This window comes from Enterobacter sp. E20 (assembly GCF_000801755.2).
Taxonomy (GTDB): Bacteria; Pseudomonadota; Gammaproteobacteria; order Enterobacterales; family Enterobacteriaceae; genus Enterobacter; species Enterobacter asburiae_B.
Genome location: NZ_CP012999.1, coordinates 2,476,069 through 2,496,301 on the forward strand (window position 1 = coordinate 2,476,069; position 20,233 = coordinate 2,496,301).

Below are 20,233 nucleotides of genomic sequence, written 5' to 3' on the forward strand. Positions count from 1 at the left end.
AAATCTAACGCAATAGACTAAAACACGCAGAAATTATAGCGATAGCAATAGTCCCGCAGAACACATAATTATTAATCGTATGAAATTCGATCGCATTGTTTGAATAATCGCCTTTTTGCACGATCGAGATCACACTAATTGAAATTATCTCTAATGTTTTGAAACTTATTATTGAAATAAGACTACGAGATTTTTAAAAATAGCATGCCATTGACGAGCAGCCTCGTTTAGAAATCGTTCACAGTGGTTCAGGAAATACTCAAAAAAAATTATAAGGAACATTTAAGATGAAACTTAAATTAGTTGCAGTGGCAGTCACTTCCATGCTGGCAGCAGGCGTTGTTAACGCTGCCGAAATTTACAACAAAGACGGTAACAAGCTGGATCTGTACGGTAAAGTAACAGGTCTGCACTATTTCTCTGATGACGCTGGCGCAGATGGCGATAAAACCTACATGCGTATCGGCTTCAAGGGCGAAACTCAGGTTAACGACCAGCTGTCCGGCTACGGCCAGTGGGAATACCAGATTCAGGGCAACCAGGAAGAAGGCGACAACAAGTCCTGGACCCGTGTGGCGTTTGCCGGTCTGAAGTTTGCGGAAGCAGGCTCCTTTGATTACGGTCGTAACTACGGCGTAATTTACGACGTGACCTCCTGGACCGACGTCCTGCCAGAATTCGGCGGCGACACCTACGGTGCCGACAACTTCCTGCAGTCTCGTGCAAACGGCGTTGCGACCTACCGTAACCAGGACTTCTTTGGTCTGGTTGACGGCCTGAACTTTGCTCTGCAGTATCAGGGCAAAAACGGCAGCGTAAGCGGTGAAAACACCAGCGGTCGCAGCCTGCTGAACCAGAACGGCGACGGTTACGGCGCGTCCCTGACTTACGATCTGGGTGAAGGCTTCAGCGTGGGTGGCGCAATGTCCTCTTCACGTCGTACCGCTGACCAGAATGCGGCTGGCGTATACGGTGAAGGCGACCGCGCTGAAGTGTACAGCGGTGGCGTGAAATACGACGCGAACAACATTTACCTTGCTGCACAGTATTCTCAGACCTATAACGCAACCCGCTTCGGTACCTCTAACGGTAATCGCAGCGACATCTACGGTTTTGCAAACAAGGCGCAAAACTTCGAAGTTGTGGCTCAGTATCAGTTCGACTTTGGCCTGCGCCCATCCATTGCTTACCTGCAGTCTAAAGGTAAAGACATCGAGAACTTCGGCGACCAGGATCTGGTTAAATACATCGATGTTGGCACGACCTACTATTTTAACAAAAACATGTCCACCTACGTGGATTACAAAATCAACCTGCTCGACGACAACCAGTTCACTCGCCAGGCAGGCATCGGTACCGACAACATCGTTGCGCTGGGTCTGACCTACCAGTTCTAAATCTTGTCTGTACAAAAGCCAGCTGAATAAGCTGGCTTTTTTTTATCCGTCACTTTTACCCGGCTGACGGCTCCCCGCTCGCCGCCCGACGCAGCCAGTTTTGCAGCAACTTACCGTCCTCGGTCATCTCTGAATCCGAACGCACGCAGAGGTGATAGTCGCGCCCGTCATCAATGGCTAAGTCAAATATCTTCACCAGCTCGCCGCTCTCAAGATAAGGCGCGATCAGCGGCTCGCGCATCAGCGCGCAGCCCAGCCCGGCCTGCACGCCCGCCAGCGTTAACAGCCCGTCTTCAAACAGGGGGCCGCTGCGCCGAAGAGGACGTTTTACCCCCTGCAGCAGAAACCACTGCGGCCACGTGGTGCGCTCTTCATCATGCAGCAGCGGCATTTGCAGCAGTTGCTCAGGCGTGTCGATATGGCCATGAATGCGCAAAAACGCGCGGCTGCACACCGGCACCATCTGTCCGGAAATCAGCTTTTCGCTCTGATAGCCCGCCCACTGGCCGTTACCAAAACGAATCGACATATCCGATGCATCGCTCAGATAGTTACGGTGGTTGGCATACACTACGTTGATCTCGGTCTGCGGATTGGCACGCATAAAATCAGGCAGACGCGGGATAAACCACCCCATGCCAAAAAGCGGGATCAGGCTGATGGTGACCTGACGCGTTTGCGCCTGCCCGGCCAGATGCTCCGTTGCCTGGCGCAGGACGTTAAACGCCGCACGGATCGAACGGTAATATTCCCGTCCGTGCTGGCTCAGCACCAGCCTGCGCCCCTGACGCTCCGTTAGCGGCATTTGCAGATACCCTTCGAGCACCTTGAGCTGATGGCTGACCGCCGACGGTGAGATATCCAGCTCCTGCGCGGCCAGCGTAACGCTGCCCAGCCGGGCGATGGCCTCAAAGGCACGGACGGCCCGAAGCGGCGGATCGTTTGCCAGGCGACTGTCTGCATACGCAGGCAAACCCGCCGATTGTTCTGTTTTATTCATATATTGATTTCTTTAGGCTTTTCACCAGAGAACGCGATTACATTATCTTTATATAAATCATTAAGATAAAACAATAGCGGTTTATCATAAGAAATAATATATGTGTATTTTACAATTAAATTCATTTATCGGATGGTAGCCGCAGAAAGAAGACTTTGCGGGAACAGACGTTGGATACACTCATACAACAACTGATCAACGGTGTGATGCTGGGCAGCATTTACGCGCTGATCGCGCTGGGCTATACCATGGTGTATGGCATCTTGCGCATTATTAACTTTGCTCACGGCGATATTCTGATGGTCGGTGCGCTCACCACCCTTTCCGCCATTAACGCCCTGAACGCCACCTTTCCTCACATGCCGCTGCTGTTGCAGCTTGGCGTTGCCCTGGCGATTGCCATGGCCGTTTGCGCCCTGCTGGCAATGGCCGTAGAGCGCTTTGCCTACCGTCGACTGCGCAACGCCCCGCGCCTGGCACCGCTTATCTCAGGTATCGGCGTCTCGGTCCTGCTGCAAACCGTGGCGATGATTATCTGGACGCGCAATCCGCTGATGTTCCCACAGATCCTGCCCATGGAACCGATCGCCGTGACGTCAGGAAGTGAACAACATCCCCCCGCCATTGTGACCGTCACCGGCATTGTTACCGTGGCGCTGGCGCTTGCGGTGATGACGGGGCTATGGCTGCTGGTGGAATACACCCGCCTGGGGCGCGGCATGCGCGCCGTGGCGGAAAACCCGCGCGTGGCCACGCTGATGGGGGTTAACCCCAATGCCATTATTACCCTGACGTTCGCCATCGGCGGCGTATTTGCCGCGCTGGCAGGCGTCATGATGGCCAGCAACTACGGCAACGCCAGCTTCTCGATGGGCTTTTTACCCGGGATCAAAGCCTTTACCGCCGCCGTGCTGGGAGGCATTGGCAACATTCGTGGCGCCATGATTGGCGGGATCCTGCTCGGCATTATCGAAGCGCTGGGCGCAGGTTACCTGGGTGAACTGACCCACGGCGTCTTTGGCAGTAACTATCAGGACGTCTTTGCCTTCATGGTCCTGATTCTGGTGCTGGTCTTCCGTCCGGCAGGCCTGCTGGGCGAGCGCGTAGCGCACAGGGCGTGAGGGAAACAATGACAACGCTTCAACTACAAACCCCGGCGGCGACGCGCAAATTCTGGTCAGGCATGGTCCTGTTCTGCCTCGCGCTGCTGGTTGCTCCCGTTGTGGCCACGCAGCTTGGCGGCAACTACTGGGTGCGCGTTATTGACTTCGCCCTGCTCTACATCATGCTGGCGCTGGGACTCAATATTGTGGTGGGCTATACCGGCCTGCTGGATATGGGGTTTATCGCCTTTTACGCGGTCGGCGCCTATCTCGCCGCGCTGATGGCGTCGCCACACCTGCTGGAGGTTTTCCCGATCCTCAACGTCTGGTTCCCGGACGGGCTGCACACCTCATATCTGCTGATTATTCCGCTGGCGGCGCTCGTCGCTGCGGTCTGCGGCATTTTACTGGGCGCTCCCACGCTGAAGCTGCGCGGGGACTACCTGGCGATAGTGACCCTCGGCTTTGGCGAAATCATCCGCATCCTGATGCGCAACCTTGACCGTCCGGTGAACATCACCAACGGTGCAAAGGGCATTACCGGGGTGGATACGCTGAATCTGTTCGGCCTGAAGTTTAGCGGCGTATACCACTGGTTTGGTTTCAAAGTGCCCGCCCTGTGGCTGTGGTACTACCTGCTGATGCTGGTGATTGTGGCGATTATTTTTGTCTGCCTGCGCCTGCAGCATTCCCGTATTGGCCGCGCCTGGCACGCCATCCGTGAAGATGAGGATGTGGCCCGCTCGATGGGCATCAACGTGCGTAACTATAAGCTGCTGGCCTTTGCGATGGGTGCCTCTTTTGGCGGCGTGGCGGGTGCCCTGTTCGGCGCGTTCCAGGGCTTTGTCTCCCCGGAATCCTTCACGTTACAGGAATCCATTGCCGTGCTGGCGATGGTGGTGCTGGGCGGGATGGGACACATTCCGGGCGTGATCCTCGGCGCGATACTGCTTACCGCCCTGCCGGAACTGCTGCGCAGTCAGGCAGCTCCGGTTCAGCAGGCGCTGTTCGGTACGGTACTGATTGACCCGGAAGTGCTGCGTCAGCTGTTCTACGGCCTGGCGCTGGTGCTGGTCATGCTGGTGCGTCCTGCCGGGATCTGGCCGGTACGCCACAAGGAGGTGAATACATGAGTCTGTTAACCGTACGCAACATGTCCAAACGCTTCGGCGGGCTTACCGCCGTGGATGACGTTTCGATCGCCGTGAACAAGGGCGAGATCTACGGCCTGATTGGTCCTAACGGGGCGGGAAAAACCACCTGTTTTAACCTGATCACCGGGCTTTATCCGGCGGACAGCGGTGAATTTTCCATTGCCGATAAGCCCTATTTCCCAAAGCACATTGAGAAAGTCACCGCCGCCGGGATCGCGCGCACCTTCCAGAACGTGCGCCTCTTTAACGACATGTCGGTGCTGGAAAACGTGATGGTGGGCCGCCACGTGCGCACCCGTAACGGCCTGTGGGCCGCGCTGAGCCGTCACAAACGCGCTCGCGAAGAAGAGAAACAGACCCGGGAGCTGGCCTGGCACTGGCTGGAGTACACCGGCATTGCGAAGTTCGCCCACTACCGCGCCTGCGATCTGGCCTATGGCCACCAGCGCCGTCTGGAGATTGCCCGCGCGCTGGCAACGGATCCGCTGCTGCTGGCGCTGGACGAACCCGCCGCCGGGATGAACGCAGCGGAAAAAGTGGCGCTCGGCGAGCTGCTCATCCGCCTGCGCGATGACGGCAAAACCCTGCTGATGATTGAACATGACGTCAAGCTGGTGATGGGCATCTGCGATCGCCTGACGGTGCTTGATTACGGCAAAACGCTCGCCAGCGGCACGCCGGAGAGCGTGCGTCGCGACCCGGCAGTGATCGCCGCCTGGCTTGGAGGCAACGCCCATGTCTGAATTACTGAAGGTGGAACGCGTGGACGTGCATTACGGCGGCATTCAGGCCGTACGCGATGTCTCTTTTACCCTGCACGAGGGCGAACAGGCAACGCTGATCGGTGCTAACGGCGCGGGGAAAAGCTCCACCGTGCGCGCCATTACCGGGCTGGAAAGCTTTAGCGGCCGTATTGAATTCAACGGTAAAGCGGTGCGTAAGCACAGGCCCGAAACCCTGCTCCGTGACGGTCTGGTGATGGTCCCGGAAGGCCGGGGGATCTTCTCCCGAATGACGGTGCTGGAAAACCTGCAGATGGGCGCCTGGCTCAGGTGTGACACTGTCACCGTTAAGCGCGAGATGAACGAGATCTTCGAGCGCTTCCCGCGCCTGGGCGAACGCCAGCATCAGCTCGCCGGCCTGCTGTCCGGCGGTGAGCAACAGCTGCTGGCTCTTAACCGCGCCCTGCTCAGCCGCCCGCGCCTGCTGATCCTCGACGAACCCTCGATGGGCCTCGCCCCGAAGATGGTAGAAAACATTTTTGCCGTCATTGCCGGCCTGCGCGAGCGCGGCGTTGCCCTGCTGCTCATCGAACAAAACGCCCGTCTCGCGCTGGAGGTGACCGACAGCGCGTGGGTGATGGACAGCGGCAGCATCGTCCATCATGGCGAATCGAAAGCGCTGCTCAATGACGACCAGATTGCACAGATTTATTTGGGCGAAATGCCCGTTTAACAACACCAGCCAACATCAGGGAAATACAATGAAAACAGTAAAAATCAGTGCGCTTAGCGCCGCTATCCTCCTCGGCAGCTTTGCCTCTACCGGAGCCTGGGCCGCCGACGGCGAAACCGTGGTTATCGGTCTGGCAGGCCCGCTCACCGGCCCGTCTGCCCGTATCGGTAAGGATCTGGAGAACGGCGCGCAGCTGGCCATTGACGACATTAACAAGCTGCACCCGACCATCGGTGGCAAAGCGGTGACCTTCAAACTGCAGTCCGAAGACGATCAGTCCGACCCGCGCACCGCCGTGGCCGTGGCGCAGCGTCTGGTGGATAGCGGCGTGGCGGGCGTTGTGGGTCACTGGAACACCGGTACCAGCATTCCTGCCGCACGTATCTATCACGATGCGGGCATCGCACAGGTGGCACCGGTCGCGACCGGTCACGCCTATACCAGGCAGGGTTTTGATACCAGCTTCCGCGTGATGGGCCACGACGACGACGGCGGTCAGCTAGCCGGTCAGTACGCGGTCAATACGCTGAAAGCCAAACGCATTGCGGTGATCGACGACCGTACCGCCTTTGGTCAGGGACTGGCGGACCAGTTTATTAAATCCCTTGAAGCGCAGGGCGTGAAGGTTGTCGATCGTCAGTACGTTGATGACAAAACGGTGGACTTCAGCGCCGTGCTGACCGCCATCCGAAGTAAAAACGCCGATCTGATCTTCTTCGGCGGCGTCGACAGCCAGGCCGCACCGCTGGCGCGTCGTATCAAACAGCTGGGCATGAACGCCACCCTGATGGGCGCAGGCGGATTTGTCAGCCAGACGTTCCTGCAGCTGGCGCAGAAAGAAGGCGAAGGCGTGGTGGCGCTGGAGCCGGGTCTGCCCGTTGACCAGATGCCGGGTGGAAAGGCATTCGAACAGGCCTATCAGTCCCGCTACCACACCCATATCGAACTGCACGCCCCGTTCGCCTATGACGCCACCCGCGTGCTGATTGCGGCGATGGAAAAAGCAGACTCCGTTGAGCCATCCGACTATCTGCCCGCCCTGCGCGCCATCAGCTACTCCGGCGTCACCGGCCAGATCGCGTTTGATAAAGAAGGTAACCTGAAATCGCCGTCCTTCACCGTTTACAAAGTTGTCGACGGCAAATGGCAGCCGCAGACCGTGCTGGGTGGCGCAAAAGCGAAGTAACGCAGCGAGGGCAATGTGATGAGTGATAATAACGAGCTGGGCATTCTCGCCCGCCGCAAAATTGAAGCAGAAATTATAAAGCCAATTTATGAAATCCTGGTGCGCGAGATAGGGAAAACCCGCGCCCAGGCGGTCATTGGCGAGGCCATTGAGCAGGCCGCGATTGACGCTGGCAAAGCGTTTGCCAGCAAAGAACCCAACGGCGCGGACGTAAAGAGCTTCATCGCCCTGCAGTATCTGTGGGAGAAAGATAACGCCCTGGACGTGAAGGTGATCGACGCCGACGACCAGCAGTACAACTACAACGTGACCCGCTGTCGTTACGCGGAGATGTATCACGAAATGGGGCTGGGCGAGATTGGTCATCTGCTCTCCTGCGCGCGCGATGAAAAATTCATCGTTGGCTATGCGCCTGACGTGAAGCTGACCCGCACGACCACCATCATGCAGGGCGGTTCGTGCTGTGATTTCCGCTACCGCAGCAGTAAGGACAAAACATGATCCGCGTCAACGCCGCACGGCTGTGGTCAACGCTTGAGATGATGGCGCAGATCGGCGGCACGCCCGCCGGAGGCGTGACCCGCCTGGCGCTGAGCGAGGAGGATCGTATTGCGCGTAACCTGCTGCGCGACTGGGCGCTGGACGCGGGTTTCAGCTGCGACGTCGACAGCATGGGCAATATGTTTATCCGTCGCGCGGGGAAAAACCCGCAGCTTGCCCCGGTCATGACGGGTTCACATGTGGATACCCAGCCGCTGGGCGGTAACTACGACGGTGTTTACGGCGTGCTGGCCGGGCTGGAGCTGCTGCGAACCCTTAACGACCATAACGTTGAGACTGAACGTGACGTTGTGCTGGTGAACTGGACTAACGAAGAGGGCGCGCGCTTTGCGCCAGCCATGCTCTCTTCGGGGGTCTGGACGGGACAGTTTAGCGAAGCGTACGCCCATGCCCGCGCGGATAACGATGGTATCACCGTGGGCGAAGCGCTGGATAGCATTGGCTACCGGGGTGAAGCCCCTGCCCGCGCGTTTCAGGTTCACGCCTGCTACGAACTGCACATCGAACAGGGCCCGATCCTGGAAGATGAAGCCATTGATATCGGGTTAGTCCGCGCGGCAATGGGCCAGCGCTGGTTTACCCTGACGCTGGACGGATTCGCCGCCCACGCGGGCACGACGCCGATGCACAGCCGCCGCGACGCGCTGACCGCCTTCGCAGAGCTGGCGCTGAAGGTGGAAGAGATTGGCTACCGGCATGCGCCGGACGGACGCGCGACGATCGGTATGGCGAAGGTTACGCCAAACTCGCGCAACGTCGTGCCGTCTCGCGTGGAATGCAGCGTTGAGTTTCGCCATCCTATGCAGCAGGCGCTGGAAGCCATGGAAGCTGCGCTGCATAAGGTGGCTGAAAGCCTCAGCCTGCGCGGCGTCGCGGCTGCCGTTGAGCGTATTTTCGACTACGCGCCCATCGCGTTTGACGCCGAATGCCTGGCGCGTTCGGAGAAGGCCGTGGCGGAACTGGGCTATTCGTCGAAACCGATGGTCTCCGGTGCGGGACATGACGCCTGCTATGTCAGCAAAATGGCGCCCGCCAGCATGATCTTTATCCCCTGCGTGAAAGGCATCAGCCATAACGAAGCGGAAAGGATCCTGTCAGAGTGGGCGGAGAAAGGGGCGAACGTGTTATTGCATAGCGTCCTGTCCGCGTCCCTTGAGAGATAAATCTGTGCGAAAGCAGAGGACCTCTGCTTTCGCCAGAGTCTACACGGCAACGCGTCGGCTGATTTCGACAACCCGATCGCTGGGAAGGTGATAGTGGTTGATGACGTGCGTGCAGTTGCGCTTCATGAACGCAAAGATGTGCCGTTGCCAGGCCGCCATCCCTGCCTCACCCTCGCCTGCCACAATGGTTTCATGCCCGACATACCAGGTGGCGTCATCCGTGGCGAAAAGCGCGTTAATCTCGCTGACACCCTGCAGCAAACGCGGGATGTCCGGATGTTCCATAAAGCCATACTGCGCCACGCCGTGCCAGTAGCCCGGCGCGCGCTGCTCTACCCTGATGCGTTGTTCTTCCCCCACGTAGGGCACATTCAGAATATCAATGGTAAGCGACAACACATCCTGCTGTAGCGCCCGGTTTCGCGCGACGTGCCAGCGCATGACCGGCGGGATATTGTTTTGTGTCCGGGTCAAAAAGACGGCGGAGCCCGCCACTCTGGGCACCGTCTTTTGCTGAAGCTGGGCAAAGAACGCATCCACGCTGACGCCCTTCTCGCCCACCGATGCGGATACCGCCTTAACGCCGCGGTGCCAGATCAGCATCACCGTACAAATAGCGGCGGCCATCAGCAGCGGAATATAGCCGCCCTCCAGGACCTTAATCAGATTGGCAAACAAGAAGGTGGCATCAATCACCAGGAAACAGAGGGCAATCACCGCGCTACTGGCCAGGCTCCAGCGCCACACTTCGCGCATCGCCACAAACAGCAGCCCCGTGGTCATCAGCATGGTTAACGACACGGCAATGCCGTACGCGGCGGCGAGCTTATCGGAGGATTTAAAGAACACCACCAGCCCGATGGTCACCCCCATCAGCAGCCAGTTGATTATTCCGATATAAATCTGGCCGTAGCTTTCCGCCGCCGTCTGCTTGATGCGTAATCGGGGTAACCAGCCAAGCTGTATGGCCTGGCGCGTCATGGAAAAAGCGCCGGTAATAATCGCCTGACTGGCGATGATCGTCGCCAGCGCGGCAAGAATGATGAGCGGAACCTGCAGCACCGGCGGACAGAGCGTATAGAAAAGGTTTTGTTTGCTGTCGGCACCGGCCAGAATCAGCGCTGACTGGCCGGCATAGTTGAGCAGCAGCGAAGGAAAGACGATGCCGTACCAGGCAAGCCAGATGGGCTTTTTGCCAAAATGCCCCATGTCTGCATACAGGGCCTCGGCCCCCGTCACGCAGAGAAAAACGCCGCCCAGGACCAGGAAACTGGTGTACCCGTTCGAAAACAAAAACGCGATGCCGTACGCAGGGTTGAGGGCCAGCAATACCGAGGGGTGTTGAACGATCCCCCGCACGCCCAGGGCAGCAATCGCCAAAAACCAAACCGCCATAACCGGGCCAAATATTTTCCCTATTCGCGCAGTCCCAAAAGGCTGAAGAAGAAACAGCGCCAGCAGAACCGCCACCGTCAGGGGCAATATGTACGGCTGAGATTCAGGAATGACCATCTCCAGCCCTTCAAGGGCAGAAAGCACGGAGATTGCCGGGGTTATCGCGCCGTCACCGTAAATTAAAGCGGCACCGATCAGGGCGGAAAAAATAACCCAGCGCCCGCCTTTGCCTTTCTCCACCAGAAGCGACATTAAGGCCATGATGCCCCCCTCGCCATGATTATCAATTCGCATGGCAAAGGCGGCATATTTTATGGACGTTACCAGGATGAGTGTCCAGGTAATCAGGGAGAGCAGGCCCAGTATGACGCCGGGCGTAGGGTCATGCTCAGAGAGCGAAAGCACCGTGCGGAAGGTATAGAGCGGGCTGGTGCCGATATCACCAAAAACGACGCCCAGCGCGCCCCCTGCAAGCAGGGTTAACCGGGAGAGCGGTTGGGACGGTTCACTGCTGTGGCGAGGGCGCATATTTTCCAGCAAGAGTCTGATAATCCTTTAAAAAACATAGCCCATCTGCCCCACCCGCGCCAACCGCGCGCCCTGTATTACTGCGGCCTGGCCTTCGCCAGGCTGAACCAGATCCCCACTGCCAGCAACAGCAGCATTCCGCCCGCGCTGCCCAGCGCCACGCTGTGCGAGGTGATAAACGCGCTTTTCGCCGCCTCAATCACCGATTCCGCCAGCGTCGGGGTCAGATCCTGCGCCACCTTCATCGCCTCGCCAATGGATGACGAGGCTTTATCTGCGAGCGAGGCGTTCAGCCCCTGCGGCAGGTCAATCGACGCCGAGAAGCTGCGGGTCAACAGCAGACCAAAGATGGCGATCCCCAGCCCTGCGCCCAGTTCATAGGACATGGTTTCAATCGCCCCTGCCGCGGCGGCTTTCTCTTTCGGCGCAGCGGCCATAATCGCCGAGGTCGAGGCCAGCAGCGCGCTGGCGGCGCTAAAGCCGAGCAGAACCATCAGGGCAGAAGCCAGCAGCTGCTGCGTGCTGAAATCAAGCATCGACAGGCCGATAAAGCTCACGGCGCTGAGCCCCATTCCGCCAGCCGCGACGATGCGTAGCCCTAATCGCCCGACCAGCACACCCGCGATCGGACCGCTAAACCCGCTCGCCACCATCAGCGGCAGCATGAACATTCCCGCTTCAAACGGCGTAAAGCCGTGAACAAACTGCAGCTCCTGGGCCATCAGCAGCTCAAACCCGACCAGGGCAATCATGGCGGTCATCGCCATCACCACGCCGCTCAAAATGATGCGATGGCAGAACAGACGCATGTCGATCATCGGCACGCGGGCGCGGAGCTGAATACGCACGAAGATAAACAGCAGCACCGAGCCGGTAACCAGCGCGGACGCGACCACCCACGGCGACAGTGCGCCTTTGAGGGCTGTTTTTGCGCTGTAGACCAGCAGCAAAATCGCCACAATCAGCATAATGGCATGGCTGATATTCAGCGGCTGCTCCGGGCGGCCCTGCTGAGGAGGCACAAAACGCGCGGCCAGCGAAACCACCACCAGCACGATCGGTACGTTGATTAAAAACACCGAGCCCCAGTAGAAATGCTCGAGCAGCATACCGCCAATCAGCGGGCCAAACGCCGCGCCACCGGACCCCACCGCGGCCCAGACGCCGAGCGCAATATTACGATCCCGCGCGTTGGTAAACAGCGTACGAATCCCAGCCAGCGTGGCCGGAATAATCATCGCCGCGCCGATTGCCAGCGAGGCGCGCGCCGCAATCAGCCACCCTGCTGACGGGGCAAACGCTGCCGCCAGCGACGACAGGCCAAACAGCGTGCTGCCAATCATGAGCAGTCGTTTAAAACCAATGCGGTCACCCAGGGCGCCCATCGGCAGCACCATTCCCGCCATCACCAGCGAGTAAATATCGATGATCCACAGCAATTCATTGCCGCTGGCGCCCAGCGTCATGCTCAATGTCGGCGCCGCCACGTGCAGCACCGTCGCGTCGATCGCCACCGGGATATACACCAGCACGATAATCACTAACGCTAACCACTGACGAAACATAAATTTCCTTTTCTTTTAAAGCATGGACACATGTCCAGGATGCGATCCTACGTAAAGTTGAACACATGTCCAGCTTTTTGTTACACTCGTTTCATTCCCATTGAGAGTGAGTAAACATGCGATATCTGAGCAAGGATGAACGGCGGGAAGCCATCTTACAGGCCGCCATGCGCGTGGCGCTGGCTGAAGGACTGGCGGCAATGACGGTACGCCGTATTGCTGCCGAGGCCGGAGTCGCCACCGGCCAGGTGCATCATCATTTTACGTCCGGCGGCGAACTAAAATCGCTGGCCTTCGTACGGCTAATTCGCGAGCTGCTGGATGCGGATGTCGCGGGTAAACAGGCCGGCTGGCGGGAACAGCTTCATGCCATGCTCGGCAGCGATGACGGGAGGTTTGAGCCCTATATTCGCCTGTGGCGTGAAGCGCAGATCCTGGCCAGCCGCGATGCCGACATCAAAGGTGCCTATGTGATGACCATGGAGATGTGGCACCAGGAAACGGTGGCGCTTATCAAAGCGGGAACGGAGGCCGGGGCATTAAATCCGGGCGATCGGGCGGAAAATATTGCCTGGCGCTTGATTGGTCTGGTGTGCGGCCTTGACGGAATGTATATCTTAAATATGCCCGAAATGGACGACGCGGCATTTAATAAGCATCTCGATAAGCTTATTTCCCTCGAATTATTTTAATACTCCAAACGCCTGGTGCACGTGTGGAGCGCACCGTTTGAGTAGTTCACGCGTCGGTACCAGGTGGTGAGATCGCGCCGCTGACTGTGTCGGGTGGCGGCTTCGCCTTACCCGACCTACGTTCGAACCCTGTAGGCCCGGTAAGGCGTAGCCGCCCCCGGTCTATAAGGTCAGAACGGAGTGCTTCCGCTTATGATTGAAACAACTAACATCAGGAGCAAAACCGCAACGATAAGACCAAAAGCCAGTAACGCCGCATGAAAAGCGATCGTGGCTCCGGAAAAAAAGAGTGCCCCACTCACGGTCCATTTGTTCTCTTTACGCAGGCCACTAATGAAAGCAAGTCCCAACGCCATGACAGATAACATTATTCCGCTAGCGATCAGTAACCGGTCAATATCTACCGGTTCCTTTTTCTTCTCAACGGTCGGCTGCTCTCCTTTTATACCAGCCATTATTCCTTTTTTTAACGCCGAAACCTTTTCAGCCACAACAACTTCAAGCGCTGTCGACTTTGAAGAAAACGGACCGAGGGTGAACTGAGCTAATGAGAGAAGCAGTGCAATAACCCCGAGCAACATTCCCACTGAACTGAATTTATTCCGAATCAAGATTTCCATATCAGTATACCTTTGATATTGTCGGGTGGCGGCTACGCCTTACCCGACCTACGTTCGAGCCCTTGTAGGCCCGGTAAGGCGTAGCCGTCACCGGGCTATTTTCCTGCCTGCGGATGCGTATCAAACCCTGCCATCACCGCCGTCAATTCTGACAGTGTAAAGCCGTGCTTCGGATCGTCAACCCCCAGCCCAAAGCGTTCCTGCATCAGCTGGTAAAGCGCCTCAGCATCCGGCAAATGGATCTGCTCTTCTACGTGACCGTTCTGCCAGTGGGTAAAGTTGAAGTTGGTTAGCGTCAGCTTGCCGCCGTCCGGCAGATGGCGACACATCAGCAGATGATGACGGAAATGCGACTGCGGCCAGTGCGCCGACCAGAAATTCCCCATCACGTAATCGCTGAAATACTGCGTCGTCAGGTCAAACTGGTACATCGACTGCCAGTGCTCGTGGTGACGGAACTGCAGCACCCAGTCGTTCCCCTCGCTCAGCAGACGATACAGCCCGTGCGGCGTCTCCTGTTCTTCATTAGCGAGCAGTCGAATCGGCGCCGTCAGCGTCTGGCCGCCAAACCCCACATCGGCTATCCAGCGCTCACCGTTAAGCTCAACCAGCAGCAGACGGTGCGTGCGCGGCGGCATTTGTGGCGGATTCGCTAATACCACACGTCCCAGCACGCTACGCACCGTAAACCCGACTTCACGCAGGACGCGCTCGAACAGGCCGTTTTGCTCAAAGCAATACCCTCCGCGACGTGCGGTGACCAGCTTGTCGACCAGACACCGATCGTCAAGCTGGATTTCGCGTGGCAGAACGACATCAATATTCTCAAAAGGGATCGCACAGTTGTGATGTAAATGCAGCGCGCGCAGGGTATCGATATCCACCCGCGTCGGTTGCGCCCAGCCGATGCGGGCAAAATAGGCGGTCAGAAATGGGGACATGCATCAGTTTCCTTTGATTGAGATGTTCTGTTTATAAACTAATTTTACGCATCCACTTTGATTTCCGTGCTTTTTCGTCATACTCATCGGTGTAGATGAGGAGATACTATGAGCCACTTTCGCCCCGTTGAATTACGTCATGCCAGCCGTCTGCTGAACCACGGCCCTACTGTGCTTATCACCAGTCGGGATGAAAGCCTCGACAGACGCAACGTGATGGCCGCCGCATGGTCAATGCCCGTTGAGTTTGAACCGCCGCGCATCGCAATAGTCGTGGATAAAAGCACATGGTCGCGCGAGCTGATTGAGCGCAGCGGGAAGTTTGGCATCGTCATCCCAGGCGTGGCGGCGGCCAACTGGACATACGCGGTCGGTAGCGTCAGCGGGCGCGATGAGGACAAATTCAACTGCTACGGGATCCCGGTCGTGAACGGTCCTGAACTTGGCCTGCCGGTGATTGAGGAAAAATGTCTGGCGTGGATGGAGTGTCGGTTATTACCCGTGACCTCCGCGGCTGAGAAATACGATACCCTGTTTGGGGAAGTGGTTTCAGCGGCAGCCGATGAACGCGCGTTTATCGCCGGGCGCTGGCAGTTTGACGGGTATAAGCTGAATACGCTGCATCATCTTGGTGCCGGGACGTTTGTGGCGAGCGGGAAGATGGTGAAGGCGCTGGATTGAGAAAACCCTCCCCCAATTGGGAGAGGGTGACCGTATTACTTCGCACGTCGTGAAATAATCTCATCCGCAACATTCCGCGGTGCTTCCGCAAAATGATGGAACTCCATCGTATACGTCGCGCGACCCTGGGACATCGAGCGCAATGTCGTGGCATAACCAAACATCTCTGCCAGCGGCACGTCAGCGCGAATAATCTGGCTTCCGTACTGCTCTGCCATCCCCTGCACCATGCCGCGGCGGGAGGAGAGATCGCCCATAATGTTACCGGCGTACTCTTCCGGCGTTTCCACCTCCACGTGCATGATCGGTTCGAGAATCACCGGATCCGCCCTGCGGGCGCCCTCTTTGAAACCGAGGATCGCCGCCATGCGGAACGCCATCTCCGAGGAGTCGACGTCGTGATACGAGCCAAACGTCAGCGTCGCTTTGACATCGACGACCGGATAGCCCGCCAGCACGCCGCTGTTCATCGCTTCCCGCAGCCCTTTCTCAACGGACGGGATATACTCGCGCGGTACCACGCCGCCCTTGGTGGCATCTTCAAATTTAAAGCCACTTCCGGGCTCCAGCGGCTCCAGGCTCAGCACCACATGGCCGTACTGCCCTTTACCGCCGGACTGACGGACAAATTTGCCTTCGATATCCTTCACCGTTTTACGCAGGGTTTCACGGTAGGTTACCTGTGGGCGGCCAATGTTCGCCTCAACGCCAAACTCGCGCTTCATGCGGTCGACGATGATCTCAAGGTGTAGCTCACCCATCCCGGAGATAATGGTCTGGCCGGACTCTTCATCAGTATGCAGGCGGAAAGACGGATCTTCCGCCGCCAGACGCTGCAGCGCGATCCCCATTTTCTCCTGATCGCCTTTTGTTTTCGGCTCGATCGCCAGCGAGATAACCGGGTCCGGGAACTCCATGCGTTCAAGCGTGATCACGGCGTTCGGATCGGTGAGCGTGTCGCCGGTGGTCACATCCTTCAGACCCACGCAGGCCGCGATGTCTCCGGCGCGCAGTTCGTCCACCTCGTGGCGATCGTTGGCATGCATCAGCACGATACGCCCGATGCGCTCTTTCTTCCCTTTCACCGGGTTGTACACCGCGTCGCCTTTGCGCAGCACGCCAGAGTACACCCGGATAAAGGTCAGTTGACCGACGTACGGGTCGCTCATCAGCTTGAATGCCAGGGCCGAGAACGGCTCATCATCGCTTGGATGACGCTCCGCGTGCTGCCCTTTTTCATCCACGCCATCAATGGCAGGCACGTCCAGCGGCGATGGCATGAGCTCAATGACCGCATCGAGCATGCGCTGCACGCCTTTATTTTTGAACGCGCTGCCGCACAGCATCGGCTGAATTTCACCCGAGATGGTGCGAATACGCAGCCCTTTGATAATTTCCGCTTCCGTCAGGTCGCCGGTTTCCAGGTATTTGTCCATCAGCTCGTCGCTGGCTTCCGCCGCCGCAGAGACCATTTTTTCCCGCCATTCCTGGGCGGTACTGACCAAATCGTCCGGCACGGGCGCATAGGTGAATACCATGCCCTGCGTCGCGTCGTCCCACAGAATGGTGCGCATCTTGATGAGATCCACCACGCCGGTGAAATGATCTTCTGCACCCACCGGGATGACAATCGGCACCGGATTGGCCTTCAGGCGCTCCTGCATCATCCGTACGACGCGGAAGAAATCGGCACCCGGACGGTCCATTTTGTTGACGAAGGCCAGTCGCGGAACGTGATATTTATTGGCCTGACGCCAGACGGTTTCCGACTGCGGCTGCACGCCGCCCACGGAGTCATACACCATCACAGCGCCGTCGAGCACGCGCATGGAACGTTCCACCTCAATGGTGAAATCCACGTGGCCCGGGGTGTCGATGATGTTGATCCGGTGCGGCTCATAGCCTCTGTCCATACCCGGCCAGAAGCAGCTGACGGCCGCGGAGGTAATCGTGATCCCGCGCTCTTGCTCCTGCGCCATCCAGTCAGTGGTTGCCGCGCCATCGTGTACTTCACCCAGCTTGTGGCTCATCCCGGTGTAAAACAGGATGCGCTCAGTGGTGGTGGTTTTACCGGCATCGATATGCGCGGAGATACCGATGTTGCGATAACGTTCGAGAGGGATGGGTCGGGGCATGATATTTCCTTAGTCACTATGACTTGTCTGTGACGACCAGGATGGTCGTGCATTCGTTCGTTTGCTATAATAGTCCTATTGTACGAGTATTATCGAACTATTTTTTAACGGTTGACCTATTGTTGATATAGCTCAATCTGACGCCAAACGCAGGAAAACGATGATCCCAAACCACCCTGAAACTGAACAAATACTGCTGGAAAATGTGCTGTTTGCCCTCGGCAACCCGCTCCGGCTTGCGATCATTCGCCGGCTGGCCGATGGCAGCGAACTCAGCTGTAACGCGCTGCGCCCGGAGGATGTAGTGAAATCGACAATGACCCACCACTGGCGCGTACTGCGCGACAGCGGCGTTATCTGGCAGCGCCCGCAGGGGCGGGAGAACATGATTTCGTTGCGAAGAGAGGATCTGGATGCCCGTTTTCCAGGGCTGATGGAGATACTTTTACAAGCTAAATCATAAGGATATACCTGTTATCCCCTGAAAAATGCCCCGTAAAGATGTAAGGGGCATAATGTCAGCAGAGGGATTTATCTTACGTGCATACGATATTCAATCATTCCACTTTTCTTCGCAATCCAGTCGTACAATCGTTGCCCGCGATAGTTGGCTTCATGCGTATGCCAGTAAAGGTGACTGGCATGATGTTTTCTGGCTTCTCTCTGAACATATTCTATTAACTGTTTGCCAATGTGTTTGCCCCTTACGGCTTCGCAGACGTATAAATCTTCGAGGTAGCAGTAATCGCTCTCAGCCCATGTCGAACGGTGAAAAAGATAATGCGCAAAACCTACTACGTCTCCATTACATCGTGCCACCACGCAGAATAGCGGCTCAACGGGGCTGAAAAATCGTTGCCAGGTTCGTTCAGTAATGGTCCCGGACAGATCGACGTTGTAAAACGCCTGATATTTTCCCCATAGCGGCATCCAGCTTTCAAAATCACGTTCTTTAACTGCCTCAATTATCACGCTCGTATTATTCATATTGCCTCTTTGCTCACCCGTTTATTCGTTTCAGGAAGAGTGTATTCGCTGAATGGCACGTTTTGCCCCGCCAATTCTCGCCATCAAGGCAGACCAATTTTTCATCCTGCTGCGTGCACTATTGCTTTAGAATCAAGAGATACAGAGGGAAAGTGGACAACGTAATGTTTAAGCACGCGCAGCTAGAAACGGTTAAGACATGGATTATCGACCCCGCTAACGGATCGCTACCGCTTCATGAAAGGATCCAGAGAGCAATACGGACGCTGATACTGGAAGGAGTGCTATCTCACGGTAAGGCCCTTCCTGCTTCACGCGCGCTGGCGACGTCTCTCGGCGTTTCCCGGGACACCATTGAAGCGGCCTACTCCAGCCTGCATGCCGAAGGTTTTATTGAGAGACAAACAGGCAGAGGGAGCTTCGTCTCTTCCAGCGCGCGTTTTTTAAAACCCCGTCCTCGACAGCATCAGCCAACCGCTGAGATACGAAAAGCAAAACTCAGCGTCCGGGGAAAGATCGTTTATGAAAGCGGCGGGATCCGCGAGTTTTCTTCACCTCGCCCCCTTGCGCCCGGCATTCCTGAAACCCGCATGTTTCCCCTTCCGATCTGGGAGCGTCTTCAGCGACAGGTACTGAAGGAGTTTCAGCACCAGGCGTTAGAGCAAAGTCCACCCCAGGGTATAGAGCGCCTGCGACGGGCAATTGCGGAATATGTCAATCTTGAGCGCGGAACGCGTGCGAGGGCAGAACAGGTCATCGTTCTGACAAGTTCTCAACAGGCGCTTGCGCTCTGTTCCCACGTGCTGATGGACGCCGAGGATGGCATTGTCATTGAAGATCCCTCCTATCAAGGGGCACACAAAGCGTTCAACGCTGCAGGGCTTCGCTGTATTCCGGTTCCTCTTGATGAAAAAGGCATCTCGGTTGACGGGCTTAATTCTCTGACCGAGCCTGCCAGGGCGATCTACCTTACGCCTTCTCATCAGTACCCCACCGGGGTGACGCTCTCTCTTGACCGACGACTGGCAGTTGTTAAATGGGCAAACCGTTACGGAGCCTGGATTATTGAGGATGACTATGACAGCGAGTTTCACTACGAAGGTAAGCCTATGGCCAGTCTTCAGGGGCTTGATACGTATAACCGGACAATTTATATCGGCACGTTCACTAAGTCTCTGTTCCCTGGGCTGCGAATTGCCTACATGATCGTTCCCTCAGAATTGACAGAGCCCTTTACCATGGCGAGGACATTAATGGATGGTCACACCGCCTCAATAACCCAGCTGACGCTGGCTAAATTTCTGGAGGGAGGCCATTTTGGCGCCTATGTTCGTAAGATGCGGAGTATTTATGTTGCTCGTCGCGACACGCTGGCAAGCATGATGGACGAATATCTCTCCGAATATGTTACCTGTGAAACGCCTGCGGGGGGAATGCAAATGCCTTGTCACCTGAAGCACGGCATATCCGAGAAAGAAATAGCCACCGCCGCCCGACGCGCGGGTGTTGATATACTTGGTCTTACCGATTTATATGCAGGTCCCCCCGCGTCCACCGGTTTTTTGATGGGATTTGCTGCTTACACGGAAATGGAAATAGAAGACGCTGTAAAAAAACTGGCCGCAATTTTCCGTCATGTTTGATGCCGTCGACCGGTCAGCGGCGAATAC

19 protein-coding genes are annotated in these 20,233 nt (G+C 56.9%); 12 read left to right on the forward strand and 7 right to left on the reverse strand.

Annotated features, from left to right (window positions below):
• Positions 1–287: 287 nt before the first annotated feature.
• Complete coding sequence (locus NI40_RS11670) at positions 288–1,397, forward strand: porin OmpC (protein ID WP_039262834.1); 1,110 nt, start codon at positions 288–290, stop codon at positions 1,395–1,397.
• A gap of 55 nt (positions 1,398–1,452) precedes the next feature.
• On the opposite strand, the gene NI40_RS11675 is transcribed toward NI40_RS11670, so the two are convergent.
• Positions 1,453–2,397 carry a LysR substrate-binding domain-containing protein gene (locus NI40_RS11675; RefSeq protein ID WP_039262835.1) on the reverse strand — a complete coding sequence of 315 codons (945 nt, stop codon included), beginning with the start codon at positions 2,395–2,397 and terminating at the stop codon, positions 1,453–1,455.
• Positions 2,398–2,567: 170 nt separating this feature from the next.
• Here NI40_RS11675 and NI40_RS11680 point away from each other — a divergent pair, with 170 nt between their 5' ends.
• Genes NI40_RS11680 through NI40_RS11710 form a run of 7 tightly spaced genes read left to right on the forward strand, consistent with a single transcriptional unit; the run spans position 2,568 to position 9,019 of the window.
• Complete coding sequence (locus NI40_RS11680) at positions 2,568–3,518, forward strand: branched-chain amino acid ABC transporter permease (protein WP_039262836.1); 951 nt, start codon at positions 2,568–2,570, stop codon at positions 3,516–3,518.
• An 8-nt stretch (positions 3,519–3,526) separates the two neighbouring features.
• Positions 3,527–4,633: a branched-chain amino acid ABC transporter permease gene (locus NI40_RS11685; RefSeq protein ID WP_039262837.1), complete on the forward strand. Its 1,107-nt coding sequence runs from the start codon at positions 3,527–3,529 to the stop codon at positions 4,631–4,633.
• On the forward strand, positions 4,630–5,397 hold the full coding sequence (locus NI40_RS11690; RefSeq protein WP_039262838.1) for an ABC transporter ATP-binding protein: 768 nt from the start codon (positions 4,630–4,632) through the stop codon (positions 5,395–5,397). The genes NI40_RS11685 and NI40_RS11690 overlap by 4 nt, the downstream gene beginning before the upstream one ends.
• Positions 5,390–6,109 (forward strand): ABC transporter ATP-binding protein, encoded by a 720-nt coding sequence (locus tag NI40_RS11695; protein WP_039262839.1) that lies wholly within the window; start codon positions 5,390–5,392, stop codon positions 6,107–6,109. The genes NI40_RS11690 and NI40_RS11695 overlap by 8 nt, the downstream gene beginning before the upstream one ends.
• Positions 6,110–6,137: 28 nt before the next feature.
• A complete protein-coding gene (locus NI40_RS11700; RefSeq protein WP_039262840.1) occupies positions 6,138–7,295 on the forward strand; it encodes a branched-chain amino acid ABC transporter substrate-binding protein in 1,158 nt (385 codons plus the stop codon).
• An 18-nt stretch (positions 7,296–7,313) separates the two neighbouring features.
• Entirely contained in the window at positions 7,314–7,796 is a 483-nt protein-coding gene (locus NI40_RS11705; protein ID WP_032656897.1) for an L-2-amino-thiazoline-4-carboxylic acid hydrolase, read from the forward strand.
• Complete coding sequence (locus tag NI40_RS11710; protein WP_039262841.1) at positions 7,793–9,019, forward strand: Zn-dependent hydrolase; 1,227 nt, start codon at positions 7,793–7,795, stop codon at positions 9,017–9,019. The genes NI40_RS11705 and NI40_RS11710 overlap by 4 nt, the downstream gene beginning before the upstream one ends.
• A gap of 39 nt (positions 9,020–9,058) precedes the next feature.
• On the opposite strand, the gene NI40_RS11715 is transcribed toward NI40_RS11710, so the two are convergent.
• Positions 9,059–10,942: a potassium transporter Kup gene (locus tag NI40_RS11715; RefSeq protein ID WP_039262984.1), complete on the reverse strand. Its 1,884-nt coding sequence runs from the start codon at positions 10,940–10,942 to the stop codon at positions 9,059–9,061.
• A gap of 77 nt (positions 10,943–11,019) precedes the next feature.
• Positions 11,020–12,507 (reverse strand): MFS transporter, encoded by a 1,488-nt coding sequence (locus NI40_RS11720; protein ID WP_039262842.1) that lies wholly within the window; start codon positions 12,505–12,507, stop codon positions 11,020–11,022.
• Positions 12,508–12,623: 116 nt separating this feature from the next.
• Here NI40_RS11720 and NI40_RS11725 point away from each other — a divergent pair, with 116 nt between their 5' ends.
• On the forward strand, positions 12,624–13,199 hold the full coding sequence (locus NI40_RS11725) for a TetR family transcriptional regulator (protein WP_039262843.1): 576 nt from the start codon (positions 12,624–12,626) through the stop codon (positions 13,197–13,199).
• 170 nt (positions 13,200–13,369) lie between these two features.
• On the opposite strand, the gene NI40_RS11730 is transcribed toward NI40_RS11725, so the two are convergent.
• Both NI40_RS11730 and nhoA read right to left on the reverse strand, forming a co-directional pair.
• Entirely contained in the window at positions 13,370–13,819 is a 450-nt protein-coding gene (locus NI40_RS11730; protein ID WP_039262844.1) for a hypothetical protein, read from the reverse strand.
• A gap of 95 nt (positions 13,820–13,914) precedes the next feature.
• Positions 13,915–14,760: an N-hydroxyarylamine O-acetyltransferase gene (nhoA, locus tag NI40_RS11735; protein ID WP_039262845.1), complete on the reverse strand. Its 846-nt coding sequence runs from the start codon at positions 14,758–14,760 to the stop codon at positions 13,915–13,917.
• Positions 14,761–14,868: 108 nt separating this feature from the next.
• On the opposite strand from nhoA, the gene NI40_RS11740 reads away from it, so the two are divergent.
• Positions 14,869–15,441: a flavin reductase family protein gene (locus NI40_RS11740; protein WP_039262846.1), complete on the forward strand. Its 573-nt coding sequence runs from the start codon at positions 14,869–14,871 to the stop codon at positions 15,439–15,441.
• A gap of 35 nt (positions 15,442–15,476) precedes the next feature.
• Here NI40_RS11740 and fusA read toward each other — a convergent pair whose 3' ends face one another.
• On the reverse strand, positions 15,477–17,576 hold the full coding sequence (fusA, locus tag NI40_RS11745) for an elongation factor G (protein WP_039262847.1): 2,100 nt from the start codon (positions 17,574–17,576) through the stop codon (positions 15,477–15,479).
• A gap of 160 nt (positions 17,577–17,736) precedes the next feature.
• Here fusA and NI40_RS11750 point away from each other — a divergent pair, with 160 nt between their 5' ends.
• Positions 17,737–18,039: an ArsR/SmtB family transcription factor gene (locus NI40_RS11750; protein ID WP_033145659.1), complete on the forward strand. Its 303-nt coding sequence runs from the start codon at positions 17,737–17,739 to the stop codon at positions 18,037–18,039.
• Between the two features lie 68 nt (positions 18,040–18,107).
• Here NI40_RS11750 and NI40_RS11755 read toward each other — a convergent pair whose 3' ends face one another.
• Complete coding sequence (locus tag NI40_RS11755; protein ID WP_033145660.1) at positions 18,108–18,563, reverse strand: GNAT family N-acetyltransferase; 456 nt, start codon at positions 18,561–18,563, stop codon at positions 18,108–18,110.
• A gap of 164 nt (positions 18,564–18,727) precedes the next feature.
• On the opposite strand from NI40_RS11755, the gene pdxR reads away from it, so the two are divergent.
• The gene (gene pdxR / locus NI40_RS11760) at positions 18,728–20,206 is read left to right on the forward strand and encodes a MocR-like pyridoxine biosynthesis transcription factor PdxR (protein WP_039262848.1); all 1,479 of its coding nucleotides are present in this window, start codon (positions 18,728–18,730) and stop codon (positions 20,204–20,206) included.
• The last annotated feature ends 27 nt before the right edge of the window (positions 20,207–20,233 follow it).

Excerpts from the sequence above, each read along its gene's own strand:
- NI40_RS11670 (WP_039262834.1), top strand. The coding sequence starts at position 288 with ATGAAACTTAAATTAGTTGCAGTGGCAGTCACTTCCATGCTGGCAGCA.
- NI40_RS11675 (WP_039262835.1), bottom strand. The coding sequence starts at position 2,397 with ATGAATAAAACAGAACAATCGGCGGGTTTGCCTGCGTATGCAGACAGT.
- NI40_RS11685 (WP_039262837.1), top strand. The coding sequence starts at position 3,527 with ATGACAACGCTTCAACTACAAACCCCGGCGGCGACGCGCAAATTCTGG.
- NI40_RS11690 (WP_039262838.1), top strand. The coding sequence starts at position 4,630 with ATGAGTCTGTTAACCGTACGCAACATGTCCAAACGCTTCGGCGGGCTT.
- NI40_RS11695 (WP_039262839.1), top strand. The coding sequence starts at position 5,390 with ATGTCTGAATTACTGAAGGTGGAACGCGTGGACGTGCATTACGGCGGC.
- NI40_RS11700 (WP_039262840.1), top strand. The coding sequence starts at position 6,138 with ATGAAAACAGTAAAAATCAGTGCGCTTAGCGCCGCTATCCTCCTCGGC.
- NI40_RS11705 (WP_032656897.1), top strand. The coding sequence starts at position 7,314 with ATGAGTGATAATAACGAGCTGGGCATTCTCGCCCGCCGCAAAATTGAA.
- NI40_RS11710 (WP_039262841.1), top strand. The coding sequence starts at position 7,793 with ATGATCCGCGTCAACGCCGCACGGCTGTGGTCAACGCTTGAGATGATG.
- NI40_RS11715 (WP_039262984.1), bottom strand. The coding sequence starts at position 10,942 with ATGCGCCCTCGCCACAGCAGTGAACCGTCCCAACCGCTCTCCCGGTTA.
- NI40_RS11720 (WP_039262842.1), bottom strand. The coding sequence starts at position 12,507 with ATGTTTCGTCAGTGGTTAGCGTTAGTGATTATCGTGCTGGTGTATATC.
- NI40_RS11725 (WP_039262843.1), top strand. The coding sequence starts at position 12,624 with ATGCGATATCTGAGCAAGGATGAACGGCGGGAAGCCATCTTACAGGCC.
- NI40_RS11730 (WP_039262844.1), bottom strand. The coding sequence starts at position 13,819 with ATGGAAATCTTGATTCGGAATAAATTCAGTTCAGTGGGAATGTTGCTC.
- nhoA (WP_039262845.1), bottom strand. The coding sequence starts at position 14,760 with ATGTCCCCATTTCTGACCGCCTATTTTGCCCGCATCGGCTGGGCGCAA.
- NI40_RS11740 (WP_039262846.1), top strand. The coding sequence starts at position 14,869 with ATGAGCCACTTTCGCCCCGTTGAATTACGTCATGCCAGCCGTCTGCTG.
- fusA (WP_039262847.1), bottom strand. The coding sequence starts at position 17,576 with ATGCCCCGACCCATCCCTCTCGAACGTTATCGCAACATCGGTATCTCC.
- NI40_RS11750 (WP_033145659.1), top strand. The coding sequence starts at position 17,737 with ATGATCCCAAACCACCCTGAAACTGAACAAATACTGCTGGAAAATGTG.
- NI40_RS11755 (WP_033145660.1), bottom strand. The coding sequence starts at position 18,563 with ATGAATAATACGAGCGTGATAATTGAGGCAGTTAAAGAACGTGATTTT.
- pdxR (WP_039262848.1), top strand. The coding sequence starts at position 18,728 with ATGTTTAAGCACGCGCAGCTAGAAACGGTTAAGACATGGATTATCGAC.